This is a genomic window from Priestia sp. FSL W8-0001, from assembly GCF_038050335.1.
GTDB lineage: Bacteria > Bacillota > Bacilli > Bacillales > Bacillaceae_H > Priestia > Priestia flexa.
This window is the reverse complement of sequence record NZ_JBBPAL010000001.1, coordinates 3,792,467-3,814,156: the sequence shown is the minus strand read 5'-3', so window position 1 is coordinate 3,814,156 and position 21,690 is coordinate 3,792,467. Positions and strand designations below refer to the sequence as shown.

Annotated in this window: 20 protein-coding genes and 1 pseudogene; 11 read left to right on the top strand and 10 right to left on the bottom strand. The window is 36.8% G+C overall.

Annotated features, from left to right (window positions below):
- The first annotated feature begins 124 nt into the window (after positions 1-124).
- The 5 genes from spoIIID to MKZ18_RS20065 all read left to right on the top strand — a co-directional run bounded on the left by spoIIID (position 125) and on the right by MKZ18_RS20065 (position 3,741).
- The gene (gene spoIIID / locus MKZ18_RS20085; RefSeq protein WP_025908769.1) at positions 125-388 is read left to right on the top strand and encodes a sporulation transcriptional regulator SpoIIID; all 264 of its coding nucleotides are present in this window, start codon (positions 125-127) and stop codon (positions 386-388) included.
- A gap of 185 nt (positions 389-573) precedes the next feature.
- Complete coding sequence (locus tag MKZ18_RS20080; RefSeq protein WP_025908770.1) at positions 574-1,575, top strand: rod shape-determining protein; 1,002 nt, start codon at positions 574-576, stop codon at positions 1,573-1,575.
- Between the two features lie 114 nt (positions 1,576-1,689).
- On the top strand, positions 1,690-2,505 hold the full coding sequence (locus tag MKZ18_RS20075; protein WP_340841926.1) for a flagellar hook-basal body protein: 816 nt from the start codon (positions 1,690-1,692) through the stop codon (positions 2,503-2,505).
- A gap of 31 nt (positions 2,506-2,536) precedes the next feature.
- Positions 2,537-3,361: a flagellar hook-basal body protein gene (locus tag MKZ18_RS20070; RefSeq protein WP_119543784.1), complete on the top strand. Its 825-nt coding sequence runs from the start codon at positions 2,537-2,539 to the stop codon at positions 3,359-3,361.
- Positions 3,362-3,486: 125 nt separating this feature from the next.
- Complete coding sequence (locus MKZ18_RS20065) at positions 3,487-3,741, top strand: hypothetical protein (protein WP_025908773.1); 255 nt, start codon at positions 3,487-3,489, stop codon at positions 3,739-3,741.
- Between the two features lie 33 nt (positions 3,742-3,774).
- Here the strand turns inward: MKZ18_RS20065 and MKZ18_RS20060 are convergent, their stop codons facing one another.
- Both MKZ18_RS20060 and MKZ18_RS20055 read right to left on the bottom strand, forming a co-directional pair.
- Positions 3,775-4,197: a helix-turn-helix transcriptional regulator gene (locus MKZ18_RS20060; RefSeq protein WP_025908774.1), complete on the bottom strand. Its 423-nt coding sequence runs from the start codon at positions 4,195-4,197 to the stop codon at positions 3,775-3,777.
- Positions 4,198-4,665: 468 nt separating this feature from the next.
- Positions 4,666-5,133 carry a YwpF family protein gene (locus tag MKZ18_RS20055; RefSeq protein WP_025908775.1) on the bottom strand — a complete coding sequence of 156 codons (468 nt, stop codon included), beginning with the start codon at positions 5,131-5,133 and terminating at the stop codon, positions 4,666-4,668.
- 121 nt (positions 5,134-5,254) lie between these two features.
- Between MKZ18_RS20055 and ssb the strand changes: the two genes are divergently transcribed.
- Positions 5,255-5,599, top strand: a complete 345-nt coding sequence (ssb, locus tag MKZ18_RS20050) for a single-stranded DNA-binding protein (protein ID WP_025908776.1) — start codon at positions 5,255-5,257, stop codon at positions 5,597-5,599.
- 179 nt (positions 5,600-5,778) lie between these two features.
- Here the strand turns inward: ssb and MKZ18_RS20045 are convergent, their stop codons facing one another.
- The 4 genes and pseudogenes from MKZ18_RS20045 to MKZ18_RS20035 all read right to left on the bottom strand — a co-directional run bounded on the left by MKZ18_RS20045 (position 5,779) and on the right by MKZ18_RS20035 (position 11,164).
- Complete coding sequence (locus MKZ18_RS20045; RefSeq protein WP_025908777.1) at positions 5,779-6,834, bottom strand: C40 family peptidase; 1,056 nt, start codon at positions 6,832-6,834, stop codon at positions 5,779-5,781.
- 165 nt (positions 6,835-6,999) lie between these two features.
- Positions 7,000-8,415 (bottom strand): DEAD/DEAH box helicase, encoded by a 1,416-nt coding sequence (locus tag MKZ18_RS21125; protein ID WP_445936768.1) that lies wholly within the window; start codon positions 8,413-8,415, stop codon positions 7,000-7,002.
- A 156-nt stretch (positions 8,416-8,571) separates the two neighbouring features.
- A pseudogene (locus MKZ18_RS21120) lies at positions 8,572-9,042 on the bottom strand (SNF2 helicase-associated domain-containing protein); the annotation flags it as partial.
- Positions 9,043-9,601: 559 nt separating this feature from the next.
- On the bottom strand, positions 9,602-11,164 hold the full coding sequence (locus MKZ18_RS20035; RefSeq protein ID WP_340841931.1) for a hypothetical protein: 1,563 nt from the start codon (positions 11,162-11,164) through the stop codon (positions 9,602-9,604).
- A gap of 118 nt (positions 11,165-11,282) precedes the next feature.
- Here MKZ18_RS20035 and galU point away from each other — a divergent pair, with 118 nt between their 5' ends.
- The 3 genes from galU (at position 11,283) to MKZ18_RS20020 (ending at position 14,479) form a co-directional block, all read left to right on the top strand.
- The gene (galU, locus tag MKZ18_RS20030; RefSeq protein WP_025908780.1) at positions 11,283-12,155 is read left to right on the top strand and encodes a UTP--glucose-1-phosphate uridylyltransferase GalU; all 873 of its coding nucleotides are present in this window, start codon (positions 11,283-11,285) and stop codon (positions 12,153-12,155) included.
- Between the two features lie 238 nt (positions 12,156-12,393).
- The gene (locus MKZ18_RS20025; RefSeq protein ID WP_341344593.1) at positions 12,394-13,677 is read left to right on the top strand and encodes a nucleotide sugar dehydrogenase; all 1,284 of its coding nucleotides are present in this window, start codon (positions 12,394-12,396) and stop codon (positions 13,675-13,677) included.
- 94 nt (positions 13,678-13,771) lie between these two features.
- Positions 13,772-14,479 carry a WecB/TagA/CpsF family glycosyltransferase gene (locus MKZ18_RS20020; RefSeq protein ID WP_025908782.1) on the top strand — a complete coding sequence of 236 codons (708 nt, stop codon included), beginning with the start codon at positions 13,772-13,774 and terminating at the stop codon, positions 14,477-14,479.
- Positions 14,480-14,520: 41 nt separating this feature from the next.
- Here the strand turns inward: MKZ18_RS20020 and MKZ18_RS20015 are convergent, their stop codons facing one another.
- Positions 14,521-16,032, bottom strand: a complete 1,512-nt coding sequence (locus MKZ18_RS20015) for a flotillin family protein (protein WP_261392440.1) — start codon at positions 16,030-16,032, stop codon at positions 14,521-14,523.
- A gap of 17 nt (positions 16,033-16,049) precedes the next feature.
- Positions 16,050-16,595, bottom strand: a complete 546-nt coding sequence (locus MKZ18_RS20010) for a hypothetical protein (protein ID WP_025908784.1) — start codon at positions 16,593-16,595, stop codon at positions 16,050-16,052.
- Positions 16,596-17,046: 451 nt separating this feature from the next.
- Here MKZ18_RS20010 and MKZ18_RS20005 point away from each other — a divergent pair, with 451 nt between their 5' ends.
- Positions 17,047-18,096, top strand: coding sequence for a glycosyltransferase family 4 protein (locus MKZ18_RS20005; RefSeq protein WP_025908785.1), 1,050 nt, complete (start codon positions 17,047-17,049; stop codon positions 18,094-18,096).
- Positions 18,097-18,129: 33 nt separating this feature from the next.
- On the opposite strand, the gene MKZ18_RS20000 is transcribed toward MKZ18_RS20005, so the two are convergent.
- Together MKZ18_RS20000 and MKZ18_RS19995 are read right to left on the bottom strand one after the other, a co-directional pair.
- A complete protein-coding gene (locus tag MKZ18_RS20000) occupies positions 18,130-19,122 on the bottom strand; it encodes an LCP family protein (RefSeq protein ID WP_025908786.1) in 993 nt (330 codons plus the stop codon).
- A 180-nt stretch (positions 19,123-19,302) separates the two neighbouring features.
- The gene (locus tag MKZ18_RS19995) at positions 19,303-19,935 is read right to left on the bottom strand and encodes a YigZ family protein (RefSeq protein ID WP_025908787.1); all 633 of its coding nucleotides are present in this window, start codon (positions 19,933-19,935) and stop codon (positions 19,303-19,305) included.
- A 567-nt stretch (positions 19,936-20,502) separates the two neighbouring features.
- On the opposite strand from MKZ18_RS19995, the gene MKZ18_RS19990 reads away from it, so the two are divergent.
- Entirely contained in the window at positions 20,503-21,651 is a 1,149-nt protein-coding gene (locus tag MKZ18_RS19990) for a sensor histidine kinase (protein ID WP_061786282.1), read from the top strand.
- Positions 21,652-21,690: the final 39 nt, after the last annotated feature.

The window sequence follows — 21,690 nt, the reverse complement described above, 5'->3', positions numbered from 1 at the left end:
TCTTGACTTTTATAGCATATATCTTCATATAAGCTAATACACTGTTACAAACCTACAAAGAGAATGGTGGAAAAATATAGAATTTTTTCATCATCTCACATCCAATTTAGGGAGGGCGAGTAGAGTGCACGATTACATCAAAGAGAGAACTATCAAGATTGGGAAGTATATCGTGGAAACTAAAAAGACCGTTCGTGTAATTGCGAAAGAGTTTGGAGTTTCTAAAAGTACTGTCCATAAAGATTTAACAGAAAGATTACCTGAAATAAACCCTGAACTAGCAAATGAAGTAAAAGAAATACTTGATTATCATAAATCAATTCGGCATCTGCGTGGAGGGGAAGCAACAAAATTAAAATACAAAAAAGAAGAAGAAATTGTAAAGTAGCACGATTCCCCTTTACTATCAGAGAAACAGGGTAGGAAAGGGGAATTTATATTGGTTAAAAAAGTAAAAAAAAGAAAATTTTTTATTAATAAATACATACATATACAATTTGTGATAAAATAGTAAATTAGGAAAAAAGAATGGTATGCATGCAATTATATGTAAACTGAAGGAGGATTTAAGGTATGTTAGCAAAAGACATCGGTATCGACCTTGGTACGGCTAACGTCTTAATTCATGTAAAAGGCAAAGGAATCGTATTGAATGAACCGTCGGTTGTAGCAATCGATAAAAATACAAATAAAGTGTTAGCAGTTGGAGAAGAAGCACGTCAAATGGTTGGGCGTACACCTAGTAATATTGTAGCAATTCGTCCGCTTAAAGATGGTGTAATCGCAGATTTTGATATTACAGAATCTATGTTGAAATACTTCATTAATAAACTAAATGTGAAAGGTTTTTTATCAAAACCTCGTATTTTAATTTGCTGTCCTACGAACATTACATCTGTAGAACAAAAGGCAATACGTGAAGCAGCAGAGAAAAGTGGCGGCAAAACAATCTATTTAGAAGAAGAGCCAAAAGTAGCAGCCATTGGTGCGGGAATGGATATCTTTCAACCAAGCGGTAATATGGTAGTAGATATCGGTGGTGGAACAACTGATGTGGCTGTTTTATCAATGGGTGATATTGTAACAGCTTCGTCTATTAAAATGGCTGGAGATCGTTTTGATGCTGAAATTTTACAATATATAAAAAACAAATATAAGCTGTTAATTGGTGAGAGAACAGCTGAAGAAATTAAGGTGAAAATTGGAACGGTTTTCCCTGACTCAAGAGAAGAAGAACTTGATATTAGAGGTCGAGATATGGTGTCAGGCCTTCCTCGCACGGTTACAGTAAAATCTCATGAAGTAGAGGAAGCGCTAAGAGAATCTGTTAGCGTCATTGTACAAGCATCAAAAAGTGTTTTAGAACGTACACCTCCAGAGCTTTCTGCCGATATTATAGATAGAGGTGTTATCTTAACAGGCGGAGGAGCTTTACTACACGGTATAGATCAGCTGCTAGCAGAAGAACTAAAAGTTCCCGTACTGATTGCTGAGAATCCAATGGGTTGTGTTGCAGTTGGTACAGGTATCATGCTAGACAATATCGATCGACTTTCTCGCCGAAGTATTATTTAATAATGAAACTCTTATCATACGCTTTTTCTGAAAAGCATAAATAAGATGATAACTCCTCTTTGTAAAGTATTACAAGGGGAGTTTTATTATTTCGAAAAGTGTGAGGTGGACAAGTTGTTTAAAGGCTTTTATACAGCGACAGCAGGGATGCTATCCCAGCAGCGAAGAACGGATATGCTTACAAATAATATTGCGAATGCAAATACTCCCGGCTTTAAGGAAGATCAAGGAGTCATTCGAGCGTTTCCAGAGATGTTACTGCAGCGTATCGAAGAGCAGCAAAACGGAAAAAGCGTAACTCGCTCTCAAGAGAATATTGGGAGCTTAAATACAGGAGTATACTTACAAGAAACGGTTCCTAATTTTGTGCAAGGAGATGTCCAGCAAACTGATTACCAAACAGATCTAGCTCTGTTACAAACGAGCGTGCCAGACAAGGAAGGTGGCTTATTTTTTGCAGTACAAAGCTCTGAAGGTAACCTTTCTTATACCCGAAATGGTAACTTTACAGTAGACCTGGCAGGATTCTTAACCACTAATAATGGTGAATATGTGCTCAATACAAATAATGAACCAATTAACGTCCAAAATGAGGAATTCAAAGTAGATAATCAAGGCAACGTAACGGTTAACGGTGAAGTAGCGGGGCAATTAAATATTGTTTATGCTAACTCAATGGAAACAGTAATTAAAACAGGAAACGGACTATATCAAACTGAAAACGGTCAGCCGTTGCCTTCAGCTGTTGGAAACGGTGAAGCTTCTTATGACATTAAACAAGGCTTTGTGGAGCGCTCTAATGTAAATATGTCACAAGCTATGACGGAACTACTTACTGCTTATCATACATTCGAAGCAAATCAAAAAGTGATGCAAGCTTACGACCGTAGTATGGAAAAAGCAGCCAACGAAATTGGTAAAGTAAGATAAGCAATGTACTAAACAATTGGAGGAATAATATGTGAATCGCTCGATGATTAATGCTACAAACACAATGACTCAATTACAACAGCGTTTAGATTTAGTTGGAAGCAACTTAGCAAACATAAATACAGTTGGTTACAAAAAGCGTGATGCATCATTTAGTGATATGTTGTATCAACAAATTAATAATCAATCGGATGAAGCAAGCGAACCAGGAAGAAAGACACCGCTTGGCATTCGTCAAGGGGCAGGAGCGCTTCTTAGTCAAACGAAACTTGTTACCACACAGGGTTCGCTTCAAGAAACAGGGCGACAATTAGATGTTGCATTAACCAACCTAAATACTTTCTTTCAAGTGCAGAAGGATAATGATGGTACAGTAGAAACGTACTATACAAAGAACGGTTCCTTTCACCTTACACCACTTGGAAACGGAGAAGTACAGTTAGTGAACACAGATGGGAATCCAGTCTTAGATAGTGAAGGTAATACCATTTCCTTTAGTACGGATTTTCGTGAGCTTCAAATCAATAAAGCTGGAGAATTAACCGTTGTTAGTAATGAAGGGAATGAGATCTTTGCTCTTGGCTTAACTCGAGTAAATCGTCCCCAGTCACTAGAGGCAGTGGGCTCATCTTTATTTAGGGTTCCAAATGCCCTAAACCAAGAAAATGGCGTACAAAATTTACAGGGTGATGAACGTGCCGGAGCCGGTATTCAACAAGGGTTTTTGGAACAATCGAATGTTGATATGAGCAAAGAAATAACGGATATGACATTGACCCAAAGAGCTTATCAGTTTAATTCCCAATCCATTTCAATTGCTGACCAAATGATGGGACTTGTAAACAGTATACGTTGATTATTCGTATTATTTTTGAATAAATTAGTAAATTTTATCTTATCTTTAAATTTGGTCATAAACTATACCTTCACGTGGCATTCTAAGTACGTAAACTTAATTTATGTAAAAGGAGAGTTGCTACGATGAAGAAAAAAATACTTATGGGCCTGGGCTCAGCTGTGTTTGCACTTACAACATTAGGAGCTTGTAATACACAAGACCCGCCACCAGAAGAAGAACAAATGGAAGAGCAAGAGCAAGAGATGCAAGACGAAAATGATATGAACAACATGGATGATAACCAAAATCCAAACGATGATGAAAACAACGAGAATGACCAAGAAGACCCAGTAGAAGATATGGAGGATATGGAAGATAAAGATCGTAAAGATGAATAGAATGAGTGTAAACAAACATGTCAGCGCACGTTGTCATGTTTGTTTTTTGTTTGAAAGCGTATATAGGTACCGAAATAAAGGGGTGATGGTATTTAATAGCTCTTTTTGAGGTCCTTCTGGCAAAGCGTGCAGCTTTTGTAAAGCCTTTTTTAAATCAGGGTATTTTTGAAAGAGTATAAGTAGAGTGTGAACATCGCTGTCGTACACATGATAAGTAGCAGGTGAAGAGTTGAGTTTATGAGGTTGTTTAAGGTGAGGTGTAGATTCCAAAAACTCATCGAGATTGATTTTGAAATGACTTTTAAGCAAAAGGCAGTCTGCTATATCGGGGTATTGAATGGAAGTTTCCCATTTTGAAACTTTGGAGCGAGAAATATTCAGTAATTTTGCAAACTGGTCTTGAGTCAAACCTGCATTAGCACGAAGCATCTTAATCTTAACAGCAATTTCTAACATAAGTACCACTTCTTTCTTCATATAGATTATGTTCGGAATTAGGTCTAAAGGCATGAAAAACGGGTAATATTCGAACTTAATTAAAAAAATACAATAAAATTACAGAAAATTCAAGATAATATTCGTGTATTTTTAAATTAAATGAAATAAGATAGAAATTTATGAAGGAAAAAGCGGTGAAAAAAAATAAAGAAAAACTGATAAGAAAAAAAGTGAAGAAAAAGTTGTTGAATCATGGTAAAAAATGTATTAGTATACATAATACAAACGAGAAAGGAGTAGAGAAATGACGAAATATTACTTGAAACGTAATCAAATTAATCATCGCAAAAGAAAGAGCGGCCGGACAAATGATTTACCTTTATTTCTGGGCAAGCGAGAGTTTAAGCCTATTAACCCTTTACCCTCCAACCATAACCTTCACCGTATGACTCAACACCCTTTTAAATAATACAAACTTTTTATTCTTCACGTATTTTTTATATTTTCTTTTTCATCAGCAGGAAGAGGTTTTGTACTTCGGTTTTTATTATGAAGCTGATATTTAAATTGTGTTAATAAATCAGAGCCTGTTAAACCTTGTTCGATAAGGTTAGCCAGAATCATTTCAGCAAAGTGTAGTTTTCTTTCAACTAATGTACCTTTCATTAATACGCTTATTTGCTTATCGTTAATTGCTTTTACTGAAACCACTTGAACAGAAAACAAAGCGGGGTCATTGGTTGGTTTTGAGATAAGCGCTTCAATTTGTACAGGTTGGTGATCTTTTAGTGGAAGCTCAAATAAATTTGTAAATTGCTGGTCAATGACAGCTTCGAGAATCCAATGGTTGTCTGTGTCTTCTTTATTAATAATTAACCCTTTGTTTAATTCTAAGTTATGTTTTTCTCCTTCATGATCAATTAGTTGTAGGCCGACTAATCGAAATGTTTTCATGCGAAAGTTTCCTCCTTTAACAAATATGTTATTCGTATATCACTATTATAACATGAGATATAAGAATATTCTTATTATTCAACCTTTTGGTTGTGTAGAAATCGAAGAAAGAGGTGGTCAATTGATTAATGAAGTAGTGCTAGTAGGGCGTTTGACACGAGTTCCTGAACTGAAATATACATCCGAAGGAATTCCTTTTTCCCATATTACAGTAGCTGTGAACAGAAACTTTCGTAACCAGGAAGGAGAAGTGGAAGCTGATTTTGTATCAATTACGTTATGGAGAAAAAATGCTGAAAACATGACGAAATACTGCGATAAGGGATCGATTATAGGAGTCGTAGGACGTGTGCAAACGCGTACGTTTGAAAACAATTTGCAGCAGCGTGTTTATGTGACAGATATTATCGCAGAATACGTTCGGTTTTTAAGCGGTAAGCCTTCCTCACCTGAAAATCAGCCATGATGCTTTTCGGTAATATGCGCTAAGAGTAATTGTTTCATCATCTCTTTTACCTTAGATCAGAAAAATTTACTTTCCTCTCTTTATTATAATCCCCACTTTACCATTGAACTCCCATCAATGGTTCTTTTTTGTGAAAAACCCCCTCTAGCTGCATATAACAGATAGAGGGGGTTTGACTTTTATTTTGAGAAACGCTTCGCTCCTAGATAACGCTTGCTCCAATAGCTATTATCTAAGCTCGAAATAGTTACTCCTGTTGAAGAACCAGCATGAATGAACTGGCGATTTCCTAAGTAAATTCCGAGATGTGAAGGTCCCGGCGCATATGTAGTAAAGAACACCAAATCTCCAGGCTGTGGCTGACTCACAGACTTTGAAGCATTCCAAAAGCCCATTGTTGTATAGCGAGGCATTGACACTTGTTGTTTCATTACATAGTAAATAAATCCACTGCAGTCAAAGCCAGATGGTGTTGTACCACCCCATTTATAAGGAACACCCATATATTTTTTCGCATCAGTAATCATTTTAGAAATGTTTAGCTGTCCATTAGTTGGCGTTGTAGTTGGAGGAGTTCCAGCATTTGGTGTAGATGGTGCTGCCCCAGATGTAGTTACTTTTAAGACCTGATTTACATAAATAATATCAGATTTTAAGTTATTTGCTGTTTTAAGAGCAGAGACGCTCATCTTAAACTGAGCTGCAATCTTAGAAAGCGTGTCACCTTGCTGAACTTTGTATGTACCATTTGTTGAAACCGTAGGCGTTTGTGGCTTCGTCACTTCCGGTTTAGGGTTGGAAGGTGTAGCTTGTCCACTCACCTTTAATTTTTGGTTGACATAAATAATGTTTGATGAAAGTGAGTTCAAACGTTTTAAATCTGAAACACTCATTTTAAATTTAGCTGCAATTTTGTAAAGCGTATCCCCACTTTGTACTGTGTAAGTAGAAGCAGTGTTTGGCGTAGCAGGTGTTGGCTTTGCTGTGTCAACAGGCTTCGCAGGCGATGCACTAGACGAAATCACGAGTGTTTGTCCTACATGAATAACATCTGATTTTAGGTTGTTTTGAGTCTTTAAGTTTTGTACACTTGTTTGATATTTAGTAGCTATCGACCACAAAGTATCCCCTGTCTTTACCTGAACAGAAGTAGAAGCAGCGTCAGCAGATGTGTGGAAGAGTGCAATTCCTCCTAATATTGTTCCTAGAGACAGGACGATTTGCTTTTTTTTCACCAATAGGTCCCCCTTAATATATGAATCTTTTAGACTATTTTCGACTTGCTTTTATCATAATCTAAAAAAAAAGAAGAAGTAAAGGGTATTTTGTCACGCAAAACACCTTTTTTTCTTCTTCAAGCCTTGAATTTAATACAGAGATAGCTTTTTCTTTATTTATTATTAATTGTATTGAAGCAATTCTTGGAGTTCTTGCTGTGACAATTCTGTGATCCACTTGTCGTTTTGAACCAACTGTTCACTTAGCGCGTATTTTTTCGTCATCATATCATCAATTTTTTCTTCAATTGTCCCTAAGGAAAGGAGCTTATGGATATGGACAAATTTTTGTTGGCCAATTCGATATACGCGATCCGTCGCTTGATTTTCGACTGCTGGGTTCCACCAACGGTCAAAGTGAATAACATGATTTGCAGCCGTTAGGTTCAAACCAACTCCACCTGACCGCAATGATAGGATGAAAATGGAATGTTGCCCAGATTGAAAGGATGCTACCATGTCGTCACGCTCTGCTTTTGATAAGCCACCGTGTAAAAATAATACGTCTTCTTTTAAAGCTCTTTTCAAGATGCGTTTTAGCATGTTACCTGTTTCAAGGTATTGAGTAAATATTAAGCAGCTTTCGTTTTGTAGTTTAATTTGCTTCAGTAGCTCAACTGTCTTTTCAAGCTTAGGTGATCGAGTAATCGTTTGTTTATTAATGGGCTCTTTTAGCAACAAAGCAGGGTGGTTACAAAGTAGTTTGAGCTTTGTTAGAAGTTGAAGCACTTGACCGCTTCGCTCAATCCCTTTTTGTTCTTTAAGGCTGTTAAGAGTCGAATGAACAAGCTCTTCGTACAGCACTTTTTGTTCAGCTGTCAACTCAATATGCACTTTCTCTTCTTGTTTATCAGGTAGGTCTAAAGCAATTTTTTTATCTAATTTAGTACGCCTTAATAAAATGGGAGAAAGCAGTGCTTTTAGCTGCTCTGCTTTTTTTAGATTTTGTTCTTTTTCAATTGGAATAACAAACTCTTTCTTGAACCTGTCTAAGCTATCTAAATAACCAGGGTTCAGGAAGTCAACAATAGACCACAGCTCTGTTAATCGATTTTCAATTGGTGTACCTGTCAGAGCGAATCGATGAGTTGTATTCAGTTTCTTAACTGCTTTTGCCTGTTTGGTATGAGGGTTTTTAATATGTTGAGCTTCGTCTAAACATATCGTATCCCACGCTCTCGTTTGAAAAAGCTCAGGTTCTTGAGCAACCAGTTGATAAGTTGTAATGATTAGATCATAAGCACTTGCTTCATCTGGGCTTGTTGTATTTTCTGCCGATAGTCGATTTCTACCATAGTGAGTATACACTTTTAGATAAGGTGCAAATTTATCGAGTTCTTTCTCCCAATTCCCAATCAGTGAGGTTGGACAAATAAGTAAAAATGGTTTTTGTGCAGAGCTTAGTTCATTTGCCTTTGTAAAATAACTAATTAATTGAATCGTCTTACCAAGCCCCATGTCGTCTGCTAGTAAGCCGCCTAGTCCTATTTTACGCAGGTGTAATAGCCAGTTTAATCCTACCTGCTGATACTGGCGCAGTCTTCCGTTAAATGCAGAAGAAAGCCTTATAGATGGAAGCGTGTGAGCTTGTTTTAATTGACTTACAATTGATTGAGAGTATGAATTTAAATGATATTCAATAGAAACGTTATTGCAATCACTATCAAATGAAAATGGCTGGTTTAGGTGAGCGCGTAATACTTGATATATACTAACGCCTCGCTGCTGCGCTTCTTTTAACAGTTTTTTCGCTTTCTTGATGAGCATACTGTCTACATGTATCCATTGCCCATCTAATTTTAGCAGCTGTTTTTTCTTTTTAATTAGCTCGTTTAGTTCTTTTTCCGTTAACGTATGTGAATCGATGGAAACAGACCATTTAAAGTTTGTTAGAGCTTCAATGCCAAATGCGGAAGTTTGATTATCTTCATGGACAGCTTGCACTTGAATTTGGCCTTTTTTAATTTCTTTCCACCAGCTAGGTAGCTGCATATGTACACCTTTTTGAAGTAATTCATTGCTTTCCTTGGTTAAAAAGCTCCATAGCTCTTCATCAGATAACGTAGGTAACTTTCTTGATAAAGCATTTCGTAAAGTAGGTGATAAGTGCTTAATTCGTTGAACCTCATATAAAATTGTTTTTCCATTTTTATATTCATGGATCATTTCATCTCGAATAAGAAAAGGGTCTTGATCGCTATCTGTCGGAATTGCTACTAGCTGAATTTCCCAAACAGAACCTTCAGATAATGGCTCTTCAAATCGTACGGATACGGTATAGTCACTTTGAGGATAAGGGATATTAGCTTCCTCGAGCAGCTGGTAAGTATGATTGAGAAAGAGAAATTCAAGCACGTTTTTTTCCCAAGTTGAATCGTTATTTTCTAATAAAGATTGTTTTAATGTATCGACTGTTAGTAGATTCTCTTTTAGCTTTAAAGCTTTATCAAGGTATTCCCGCGCTTCTTTTGAAAACGTTGGCTTTAATAAGTGTCCTTTTTCAATGGACAAAAAGAATGTGAAACCATCCCATGCTGACAATAAAATACCACTCTTGCTGTCCAGCTCAAAAGGAGATAGAGTTGTACCGTAATAAGAAGAAGAATGCCATAAAAACAATGAATTTTTCCATTTAGTTGGCTGTAGGAGCTTTTGGTTTCTGTCGGTGCAGTATACAAACAGCTTATCTTCGTATTCGTCAATATGGAGCGTTAGTTCAAATAAATCAAACATCAGCATGAAGCCTTCTTTCTTTTAGTAGCTTTTGAAATAAGGATAGTGATTTTGTTTCACCATGTAAATAGTGCATATAACGATGAAACAGCTCTTCTTTACTTGTTTTTATGTAAATTTCTTTTAGCTTTAGTAAATAATCGCATGCAAGTGCGTAGCTCGTTTTTTTACGTTCTAAAATAAAGTGACGAATAATTTGATGTAGGATTGGAATCGCATAATCTGCACGCTGTTGAATAACATATTCAGCTATTTCGCTTGCTTGTTCGGCGTCATCAAAGTCTAACAGTACTTGAAGCTCCATCCATTCTTTTAAATGCCCCTTGTTATGTAGGTACTGGCTATATTCAATAAAGCTATACGGTAGTAACAGCTGAAGGCACTTGATATAAGGGCCCTCCTCTTTAATGAGCAGTGCATATTGTTTAAACAGGTTAACTAAGATTGAAACCATGTTTCGACTTCCTTGATAAGTAGACGGAACGGTTCGTACGTATTCACCCATCATAGCTGAAAGGTAGTTTATCCATATTGATAAGCGCTTTGTATCTTTTTGAGAAAGAAGCTCCTTTATCCACGATATAAAGTAAGGAAGCTTTGCTAAATCATCTGGCTTTAGAGCAGAAATCGCTTCTTCATCTTTCTTTTTTAAAAATAATAAATAGCTGCGAGCGATTGCTGTATGAACAGAGGTAACAGATTCAAGAGCCCTTAATTCTTTTCCAATCCATTCTTCATCATTTAATACATTTGCCCATACCACTTCATATAACTTCATCAGTTCATATTGTAATGAGTCACTTTCATCTAATAATAAGCGAATAAACGGTAAGCTACTTTCAATAAGGGTCTTCGTAGTAGGAGGAATGGAACTTAGCACCTTGATTTTAGCTAATTCACTTACTTTATTGGTTAGCTTATAAAGGTGGACATATAAAAAGGATTCTTTCGTATTAGCTGAGAGCTGAATGTGCTTTAGCTCATTATTAAATTGTAAGATAGCATATAGACCGCCATATAAAAGAAAAAGATTTCGTAAGGTCGGTTCAGCTGGAGCTATTTTTGGTAATGATATAAAAAATTCATCGTATAGATTTTGAAAAATAGACAGGTTCTTGGTGGATTGTGCTTGCGAAAATTGCTCGTATGCTGTATCAAGTTGATCGATCCACGCTTTAAAAGAATAGTGGTTAGAAAGAGAAGACCGCTTTTTTTGCTGGATAAATAAGTTTTTTGCCTCTGCGCTTCTCCATTCTTCAAATAGCGTTGTTAGCGGCTCATATTGGGCATAGAGAAAGAAAACCAAAGCAAATTGATGTTGGCAAAAATCAGCGTCATTGCATGTACACGAGCTGTTGAGTAAGTTGTTTTTATCAATTGTTGTGGTAAATCCATCTACGCGGTTAGAGATGGTCTCTGCGTCTTGCTTTAGGTCATCGATTGAAATCTGTCTATATAATTGGAGCCCATCAGCAGCTTTTGCTTTATAAATTGAATTGTTGTAGGGAAGAGTAGAAATAAAATTTGATTTTAATTTATAAATAAATTCGGTCATTTGACTCATCCTTTCAAAATGGAAGCGATGTAGAATTTCGTGACAGTTATAATAAGGTTATTATAAAATACATTTATATGAATTGTAACAACCATGGATTTAATGGGAGGTAAATGAAATGACAGTACGTAAAGCAATCATACCAGCTGCGGGATTAGGAACACGATTTTTACCTGCAACGAAAGCGCAACCAAAAGAAATGTTACCGATTGTTGATAAGCCAACGATTCAATATATCATTGAAGAAGCAGTAGCTTCTGGTATTGAAGATATTTTAATTATTAGCGGTCGCGGCAAACGTGCAATTGAAGATCACTTTGATAAATCATATGAGCTAGAAGAAACGTTAGCGGCTAAAGAAAAATGGGATATGCTTAAAGAAATCCAAGAGATTTCAAGCCTAGCCAATATTCATTACATTCGCCAAAAGGAACCAAAGGGGTTAGGGCACGCGATTAACTGTGCAAGAAGCTTTATAGGTAATGAACCTTTTGCTGTTTTACTGGGTGATGATATTGTACAATCAGACAAGCCTTGCTTAAAGCAGCTTATGGATGTTTATGAAGAGCACCAGTGTACGGTAGTAGGTGTGCAGGAAGTGCCTCGTCAAGAAACGAATAAATATGGAATTATTGGGATTGAAGAGTCAATACAGGACGATGTATTTGAAGTGAATACGTTAGTAGAAAAGCCAAATCCGGCTGATGCACCTTCTACGTACGCAATTATGGGAAGATACATTTTAACACCTGAAATCTTTGATATTTTAAGTCAAGAAAAAATTGGTGCTGGCGGAGAAGTACAGTTGACAGATGCGATTTTACAACTAAACGAATCTCAACGTGTACTAGCTCACTATTTCCAAGGTAACCGCTATGATGTAGGAGATAAGTTTGGCTTTATTAAGGCTACAGTGGACTTTGGTTTACAAAGAGATGAGCTGAAAGAAAAACTAATGGACTACTTTCAAACAATTGTAAAAGATAAATAATTATAGTAGAAGAACTAGCGCACTGCAACTAGTGCGTTAGTTCTTTTGGTTTAGAAAAAAACTGAAAAAGATAAATCGTTTGTTCGGTGATGAACAAAACAAAACTGATGCATAATATAAATAAGAAGACAATTTGAATGGTGTTTTTATATAAAAGCTATCATGATGCAACAATTTTCGATATAATATCATGTAGGTTTCATTTATAAAGTATGTCATATAAAGGAGATTTTCTGTAATGGCAAAAAAATTATGTGTAGTTGGCTTAGGGTATATTGGTTTACCGACAGCCGTTATGTTTGCAAATCATGGTTTACAAGTTCACGGCGTTGACGTAAACGAGCATGCAGTCAACTTAATTAAAAATAAACAGCTTCATATAGAAGAGAATGGACTACAAGAGCGCTTAGAAGAAGCAGTCGATAAAGGTCTATTCACAGTTAGTACAACACCTGAAGAAGCGGATGTATTCATTATTGCAGTGCCTTCGCCAATTAATAATGATAAAACAGCTAATTTAAACTATGTAAGAGAAGCAACAAAGTCAATCGTTCCTTATGTTCGTAAAGGGAATCTTGTTATTTTAGAATCAACGGTTCCTCCTCGTACAGTGGAGGACGTGATGCTACCCGTTTTAAAAGAAACAGGACTAGCGTTTGGAACAGAATTATTCGTGTCTCATTCACCTGAGCGCGTTATTCCAGGTAAAGTATTTGAAGAACTGGTAAATAACGATCGTATTGTGGGTGGAATTAACGAAGAATCAAGTCGTTTAACAGTAGAATTATATAAAGTATTCGTAAAAGGAAATATTCACGTAACGGATGCTACAACGGCTGAAATGGTCAAGGTTATCGAAAACACGTACCGTGATGTGAACATTGCTTTCGCAAATGAGTTAGCTAAAATTAGTGAAAAGCTCGGTGTCAATGCTTGGGAAGCGATTAAGTTAGCGAACTATCATCCACGTGTAAATATTCATTTACCAGGGCCAGGTGTAGGAGGACACTGTATCGCAGTTGATCCATGGTTCTTAACAGAGCTACAGCCTGAGCTGGCGAAAATTATCTCTCTTTCTCGTCAAACAAATGATTCAATGCCAGAATACACGGCGCTAAAAGCAAAAAGTATTCTTGATGCAAAAGGCATTCAGCACGGTCGCGTTGCGGTATTAGGTCTAGCGTTTAAAGGAAACATTGATGATATGCGTGAAAGTCCATCAACGGATGTATTAGCACATTTAGATAAGCTAAATGTTGATTACACAGCGTTCGATCCACATATTAAAGAAAATAAAATTGAAAAGCAAACACAGGACTTAGAAGAAGCTGTAACTCATGCAGACTTAATCTTAATCCTAACAGACCACAACGAATTTAAAGAAATGCTTCCATCTGCAGTTGAAGACAAAATGCGTACCAAAGCTATCTTTGATACAAAAAAATGTATTCAACGTGATGCATGGAAAAAAGCAGGATTTGACGTTGTGTTATTAGGTGATTCTAAAGTTTCTACGATATAAGTATAATAAGGGTAATGATAATGAAAGACGGGCTGTAGCCTGTCTTTCATTACGAACGAACACAAAATTTTAGTATCTTTAAATAGGTGATTTGATGAAAGAAAATATCTTAGGTGTAGATGTATGTCACGACACGTATGATGAATTAGCAGCAAAGCTAATGGAAGATATTAATCAACGGAACACTTCGTTTATTGTAGCCATTAATCCAGAAAAAATTATGAAAGCTCAAGAAGACGAGGAGCTACGTACGTTGTTAAATAAAGCAACATACCAAATTCCAGACGGTATCGGTGTTATTTTGGCTTCTAAGCTTCGTAAAGGCAAAATACGCGAGCGTGTAACGGGAATTGATATGATGATGAAGCTTTGTGAAACAGCTACTGTAGAAGGGAAGCGAATCTTCTTGTATGGTGCCAAGCCAGGCATAGCCAGAGAGGCGAAAGTCAAGTTAGAAGAGAAGTTTCCTGGTATTCAAATTGTTGGCGTGCTTGATGGATATGAAAAAGACAAGCAGGTAATTGAAACAACTATTAATGAATCAAAAGCAGATATCGTTTTTGTTGCATTAGGAAGTCCAGCTCAAGAAAACTGGATTCTAGCGAATAAAGATCATCTATACCCTTCAGTGTACCAAGGAGTAGGAGGATCGTTTGATGTGATTTCTGGTCGTTTAAACCGTGCTCCAGAAGTTTTTCAACGATTTGGGTTAGAATGGTTGTATCGTTTAATAAAAGAGCCATGGCGTTTGAAAAGACAACTAGCACTACCAAAGTTCTTACTTAAAGCGCTAAAAGGATAACAAAAAGGAGAGCCCCCTGCAACGGGAGGCTCTCCTTTTTGTTACGCTTCTTTTTTATCTTTGATTTCTTCTGTTAACTGATCTAAGCTGTGACGAACGTTTCCTTTACCAGAAAAGTTTTCAATCAGTTCTTTAACATCTAAACCGGATGAAGCTTTTAACGATTCCTGTAAAGTAGACATTAGGTTGGTAGCATAGCCAGTTACTTTATTGGCGCCTCCACTTTCACCCGAGCTACCTGTATCGACAACTGTAATCTTATCAATATTAGATAAAGGTGCAGCAACTTGCTTCGCATATTCTGGAAGCATTTTGATAATCATATCCAAGATAGCTGCTTGACCGAACTGTTCAAATGCTTCTGCTACTTTTTGTTTTGCTTCCGCTTCTGCAAGACCTTTTAAGCGAATGATTTCAGCTTCTGATTCACCCTGAGCACGCTCAGCATCGGCTTTTGCAAGACCATCAACACGAACGCGTTCTGCTTCTGCTTTAGCCATTGTTTCAACACGATACTTATTTGCATCCGCTTCTGCAAGCTGTTTGGCTTTTTCAGCAGCAGCAGCCTGCTCAACTGCGTAGCGGTCCGCGTCGGCTTTCTTTTTAACTTCAGAATCGTATTGGCGTTCACGACGAAGAATTTCTTTTTCTTCTAATTCAATTTGTTTTTGACGCTCAATAATACGAATTTGCATTTCATGTTCTGTTACTTCTTGTTTTGCACGAGCTGTTTCTAAGTCGTATGCTTGGTCAGCACGAGCTTTTGCAATATCTTGTTCACGGCGGTATTCAGCCGTTTTTAATTGGTTCGCTTTTTCCGCTTCCGCAATTTCGGTATTTCTCTCTAGCTCAGCTTTTTGAGCATCCTTATGTGCTTCTGCACGCTTGATTCTCGTTTCTTTTTCAGCCTCGGCAGTAGCGATATCAGCATCACGTTTTACCTGAGCAATACGAGGCTTACCAAGCGACTCTAAGTATCCGTTTTTATCACGTACATCTTTGATTGTAAACGAGACGATAATAAGCCCCATTTTCGCTAAGTCTTGAGACGCAACGCGCTGTACTTCTTGTGAAAATTTCTCGCGGTTTTTATAAATTTCTTCTACAGTCATTGATCCCAAAATCGAGCGTAAATGTCCTTCAAGAACTTCACGCGCTTCCGTTTCACGATCTTCTTTGGCTTTACCTAAGAACTGTTCAGCTGCTGTAGCAATTTCTGATATAGAACCGCCTATTTTAATAATAGATACACCATCGGCCATCACGGGTACACCTTGTTCTGTATATACTTCAGGTGTTGATACTTCTAATTTACTTGATAATAAGCTTAATGGTTCAGCTTGTTGAAATACGGGTAATACAAATGTACCTCCGCCTCGCACAATTTTAATTTTGTTTCCAGATTCGTCAACGTGAACATTCTTTGATCCTAAATAGCTACCTGTGACAATCAGTGCTTCATCAGGACCTGCAGTACGATATTTGGTAATAAATACTCCAATCAATACAATTAATAAAAAGACAACGATTCCAGCAATAATAAAAATGGACATAAATATCCTCCTCTTGATTATGAATTTGGTAGTGTGTAGTTGGTCGGTTCGTAAGTAACAACAACCGCATTTCCGTTTTTGATTTCAACAATCAATACTTTGGTACCTGACAAAATTTCTTGATTTTTTAAGCTAATGGCTGGCTTTGAAATAGTGCCACTTACGTCTTTAACAACAACTTCACCGTATCCATCAATGGGAATAGGAATGATGAGTTCGCCAATTCGACCTTGAAGAGATGACTCTGTAAAAGCAATTGATTCTTCAGCAGATGATAAAGGAATAAGAACAAAGATATTGAGTAGTGTTACAAGTAATAGGGCAATAATTGCAGAGACAATCAGATTTAAAATACTGGAAAATAGCTGTAGTTGTTCCAAGATATAGCCGCTTGCACTGAAGATTGTAAAAAAGGAAAAAATGAGCGTAGGATTTAATCCAGGGATACCTTCAAATAATGCATCCAGTACGTCACCGAATAGAATGTATAAAAAGGTAAGGGTACCAAAACCAATTAGTGTGTAAAGATAAATTGTCTGAATAGGCACCGAGAGCAGTTCCAATTTGAAAACCTCCCTTCATTTGATTCTTATAAAAGGTAATACGCTCAGAAAATGGAAAAGTTTCATTTTTTATAAAAATAATAATATTTTTTCATCTTTTATCTTTAGATGCTGCAGTAAATAAGCAGTTGATTAAATCATCCATTCGAATGTTCGTATATTTGCAAAGACTGTTAAATACAATAGGTAGGGTGTTGGTTAGTAAGAGAAAGATAGAAGAAAAACATAATTAGATGTGTATTAAATGATAGATACATAGAGAGAGTTAGTTTAAGGTTTATGAAGACAAATTCTTATTTAAGTAGTAAAATCAATATGGTATAATCCAGTTTAGGAGAAAACTAGTCAAAAAATTTTGTCCAATAGCTCGCTCATATGTAATATTATCCAAATCTAAATAACAGTAACATTTACTGCGATTTTGGTTAACATAAACCTGAGGAGGGTCTACATGTTATATTTGACCTTGTTTATTTGTTTTATTTCGTCTATTTTAGTCACTCCGCTTGTTAAAAAATTAGCATTTAAAATAGGTGCAACAGATAAGCCAAATCAACGAAAAGTTCATCAAAAAATTATGCCTCGTCTTGGAGGATTAGCAATATTTATTAGTTTTTTAATCGGTTATTTTCTTTTACAACCAACTAGCCCTTACGCTTTAGCAATTATCATCGGAAGTTTCATTATCATTATTACGGGTGTGTTAGATGATATGATGGAGCTTTCAGCAAAAATTAAGCTAAGCGGTCAATTGCTTGCAGCGTTAATCGTGGTGGTATATGGCGGTGTACAAGTTCAGTATATCAACCTTCCTTTTAATGGTAGTCTTGAACTTGGCGTTTTGAGTATTCCTCTTACAATTATTTGGATTGTGGGGATCACAAATGCCATCAACTTAATTGACGGATTAGATGGTCTTGCAGCAGGAGTTTCCTCAATTGTATTAATTACAATTTCAGGAATGGCCATTATGATGAACGACGTGTTCGTAACGAGTATGGGCTTTATCCTGTTAGGAAGTACGCTTGGGTTCTTGCTTTATAATTTTCATCCAGCCAAAATCTTTATGGGAGATACAGGAGCACTTTTCTTAGGGTACATGATTTCGGTTTTATCTCTGTTAGGATTTAAAAATGTTACGTTAATTTCATTAATCGTTCCGGTTATTATCCTCGGTGTACCAATTTCAGATACGTTCTTTGCAATTATTCGCCGTATCGTTAAAAATCAGCCGCTTTCGGCTCCTGACAAGTCGCATCTGCATCACTGCCTGTTGCGCTTAGGATACAGCCATCGCCAAACGGTGCTAATTATTTACGGTATGAGTGCGATTTTTGGTTTAGCAGCCGTTATCTTTTCTCAGGTACAAACCATGTGGGGTTCGTTCCTAGTTCTCGCCATTTTAATTTTTGCAATTGAAATCATTGTGGAGAAAATTGGTCTGGTAGATAAAACATATCGACCACTACTCAATATGTTTCAAGCGCTACGATATAAATAAAAAAGCCTGTCGGCTCGAGTCGACAGGCTTTTTCTACTCCGTGCTTTCTTTGTCTAGACCTAAATGTTCGTGTAGCGTATCGCTTACTTCTTGAACGGCTATATCATCCAATTCATAATAATAAACGCCGTTAATTGTATCATCTGTCCCAGCAAGATTTAATGTTTCAATATCAATATTCTTCGAAGCGTAATCATAGAACGAAAGCATTTCGCCAAACATTAAGTTTGTTTTCATGTTGTCACCAACAGCTTCGATTAAGTTACCATACTTTGTCATAGAGCCAATTGACGATGCTTCCTTAGCGATGGCTTGCATAAGCTGCTGCTGTCGCTTACCTCGTTCAATGTCACTATCTTGTTTTCTTGTCCGTGCAATTGCTAGTGCTTCTTCACCGTTTAAGTGTTGTTTACCAGCTTTTAGTACAATGCCTTCATGATGATCACTAGAATCTTTTTCTTTTAAGTCGTAAGGTACATCAAATTCGATGCCTCCTAAAGAGTCAACAATCTCAGTGAAAGCTTGGAAATTAAGCTTTACATAGTAGTCTACGGGAACATCGAATAGCTCTTCAACCGTTTCGACCGTGGCTTTCGGTCCACCGTATGCATGAGCATGCGTAATTTTATCTTTTTTGCTGACTTCTGGAATATATACGCGAGAGTCACGAGGGATACTCACAAGCTTCACCGTTTTCTCTTTTTCGTTTAGCGTCGCTAAAATTAGTGCATCTGTACGAGCCGATTTCCCGAAATTTCGCGATTCGCTGTCATCAACACCCATAAATAAAATGGAGATGTTATCTTTCTTAGGATCGATTTTTCGATCGCGCATCGGTGAAGAGTCACGATCTCCTAAGCTTTGAAATGAATCAGATGCAACGCTTTTTGCTTTAGCGAACAAATAAGAGCCGTACGCCGTAGCGGATAATCCAATGATTAAGATTGGCAGAAGAAAAAAAGAAAGCAATCTTCTTTTCCGCTTTTTTCGATTTACTCGTTTTTCAAAACGCCTATGCTGAGCCATATACGTTCTCCTTTAGTTTAGTAAGTTTTTACATATTTTTATTGTTTGTTATTGGAATTCAAATTAAACGGAATGCGTTCAATATTACCTTATATTTTAGTGAGGAAAAGAACGACGCACTGTGGCATCAGTGCGCTGTCTTTTATTTTACAATGTTTTTAATTCACAGTAAATAATTCATTATATCTCTTCTTCTAAATAGGTCACTTCGCCTGCTGAAATGTCTGCTTGGCCGTTTGTAAGTTCCGTCATCCAAGCTGTAAACGCATCTTTTTGACTCTCTTCCACAAACGTATCCACGATTACGTTATCTGCATAATGAATTTCTTTTAAGACGTAAGGTGAATTGCGTAATTCATTTTCCAGCTTGCCAAGCCACGTATAATCAACTTTTGTATGCATGATTTGCATAAGTGTACGCTTTACGATACCAATGTTTGTGAGCCCTTCAGATACTGAGTTGCTATATGCACGAACGAGTCCGCCAGCCCCAAGCTTAATACCGCCGAAATAACGCGTTACTACCACAACAGTATCCTTTAGTTCTTTTCGCTTCAGCACTTCAAGCATTGGTACACCGGCAGTACCGCTAGGTTCACCATCATCATTGGCTTTTTGAAACTGATCGCGCTCTCCAATTAAATAAGCAGAACAGTTGTGGTTTGCGCTCCAATGTTCTTTCTTTATCTTTTGAATAAAGTCCTGTGCTTCTTTTTCTGTTGTTGCACGCTTTGCATGACAGATAAAGCGTGATTTTTGAATCACAATTTCATGTGCACCAGACTGTTTTACAGTATAATATTGAGGTAACAATGTAATAAAATGCCTCCTGTATATATGATTTTATGTGTTTATTTTAAAAAAGTGGGTAATAGGTAATTAAAATTAAGAATAAAAGCAATTTTTTCTTATCTCACTTATTATAAAGCTTCAAAACTGATACATCAATTTGGAGCCTTGAATTGTTACAGTGTTGTAAAGTATTTATCAATGATAATGGACAAGCTAACTAAACCAAAAGTTTTAAAAAAATAATCACATAAATGTTACGAATGACATGTAATTGTTAAACGAAACAGGATGTTTGTCCCTGTTAATGGTGAGATAGAAATGGTAGTCTTTTGGAGTAGAGTGTATATCATGCATGAGAAAAGTAGTGAGCAAAGATGTACACCAAAAGAACTTATCCTATTCTAATATAAGAAAAACAAGAAGGTATCTCATATGTTTTTCTATAGCCATGCTGTCTCTATAGATGCTGTCTTAATCATGTAAACTGGAGCAGATCCAGATTTCCTCGCAATTCAAGTAAGTCGTACGAGAAAGCGTAATAACGTATTGGCATTTCTTCGAATGTGAGTGTAAGCTTGAGGTGAATAAATGTCAAAACATAAATTAACAAGTAAAATGTTAGATGAAATATTAGACAAAATCATTGGCACAGTTGGAAATAGTAAAGATGAAGTATATCGCTTATCTGAAAGTGCACGACAGGAATACGAAGAGATAAAAGAAGAATTAGAAGGCTTAAAAGCCAAAGTTTTGCAGGTTATTGAGCAAGGAGATCGCCTAGAGGCTCAGGCGCGTTTAGCACGAAAGCGCTTAGCTGAGGTAAGCAAGCATTTTCAAATTTATTCTGAGCCAGAGGTAAAAGATGCCTACGAAAAAGCTCATGAATTACAGACAAAACTTTTAATGAATCAGCAGTCAGAACATCAGCTTAGAAGCAGGCGAGATGAACTTGAACGTCGATTGATGTCGTTGGAAGAAACCATCAAGCGAGCAGATCATCTGGTGGGGCAGATTTCAGTGGTGTTAAACTATTTAACCAGCGATTTGAAGCAAGTTGGAGAAATTGTCGAAGATGCTATTCAAAAAGAATATTTTGGTTTTCGGATTATTGAAGCGCAAGAGGAAGAGCGTAAAAGGTTATCCCGTGAAATTCATGATGGTCCAGCGCAAATGCTAGCTAACGTGATGATGAGGTCGGAATTAATTGAACGTATTTACCGAGAGCGCAGTGCTCAGGAAGCGATGGATGAAATTCGAGATTTGCGCAAAATGGTGCGTTCAGCACTCTATGAAGTGCGAAGAATTATTTACGACTTAAGACCAATGGCATTGGATGATTTAGGGTTAATTCCAACGCTTCGAAAATATTTAGATACAATTGAAGACTATAATGACGGTAAACCACGCATTACCTTCATTTCGATTGGACAAGAAAAACGTACTGCGTCAAAGCTGGAAGTAGCGCTATTTCGACTTGTACAAGAAGCTGTTACGAATGCCTTAAAGCATGCGGATGCCTCGGAAGTTCAAGTGAAAATTGAGTTTAATAATGAACAAGCAGTTTTACTTGTAAAAGATGATGGCTGTGGCTTTGATCAAAATCAAAAAAAAGAAAACTCATTTGGTTTAATTGGAATGAGAGAAAGAGTAGATTTGTTGGGTGGAAGCATTTCTGTTCATTCAAAATTAAACCAAGGTACGCTTGTTATGATTAAAGTACCGATTCTAAATAAATAATAAGAATACAATAACATCGAATTAATATAGTAAAAACTA

Excerpts from the sequence above, each read along its gene's own strand:
- MKZ18_RS20080 (WP_025908770.1), top strand. The coding sequence starts at position 574 with ATGTTAGCAAAAGACATCGGTATCGACCTTGGTACGGCTAACGTCTTA.
- MKZ18_RS20065 (WP_025908773.1), top strand. The coding sequence starts at position 3,487 with ATGAAGAAAAAAATACTTATGGGCCTGGGCTCAGCTGTGTTTGCACTT.
- MKZ18_RS20060 (WP_025908774.1), bottom strand. The coding sequence starts at position 4,197 with ATGTTAGAAATTGCTGTTAAGATTAAGATGCTTCGTGCTAATGCAGGT.
- MKZ18_RS20055 (WP_025908775.1), bottom strand. The coding sequence starts at position 5,133 with ATGAAAACATTTCGATTAGTCGGCCTACAACTAATTGATCATGAAGGA.
- MKZ18_RS20035 (WP_340841931.1), bottom strand. The coding sequence starts at position 11,164 with ATGACCGAATTTATTTATAAATTAAAATCAAATTTTATTTCTACTCTT.
- galU (WP_025908780.1), top strand. The coding sequence starts at position 11,283 with ATGACAGTACGTAAAGCAATCATACCAGCTGCGGGATTAGGAACACGA.
- MKZ18_RS20025 (WP_341344593.1), top strand. The coding sequence starts at position 12,394 with ATGGCAAAAAAATTATGTGTAGTTGGCTTAGGGTATATTGGTTTACCG.
- MKZ18_RS20020 (WP_025908782.1), top strand. The coding sequence starts at position 13,772 with ATGAAAGAAAATATCTTAGGTGTAGATGTATGTCACGACACGTATGAT.
- MKZ18_RS20015 (WP_261392440.1), bottom strand. The coding sequence starts at position 16,032 with ATGTCCATTTTTATTATTGCTGGAATCGTTGTCTTTTTATTAATTGTA.
- MKZ18_RS20005 (WP_025908785.1), top strand. The coding sequence starts at position 17,047 with ATGTTATATTTGACCTTGTTTATTTGTTTTATTTCGTCTATTTTAGTC.
- MKZ18_RS20000 (WP_025908786.1), bottom strand. The coding sequence starts at position 19,122 with ATGGCTCAGCATAGGCGTTTTGAAAAACGAGTAAATCGAAAAAAGCGG.
- MKZ18_RS19990 (WP_061786282.1), top strand. The coding sequence starts at position 20,503 with ATGTCAAAACATAAATTAACAAGTAAAATGTTAGATGAAATATTAGAC.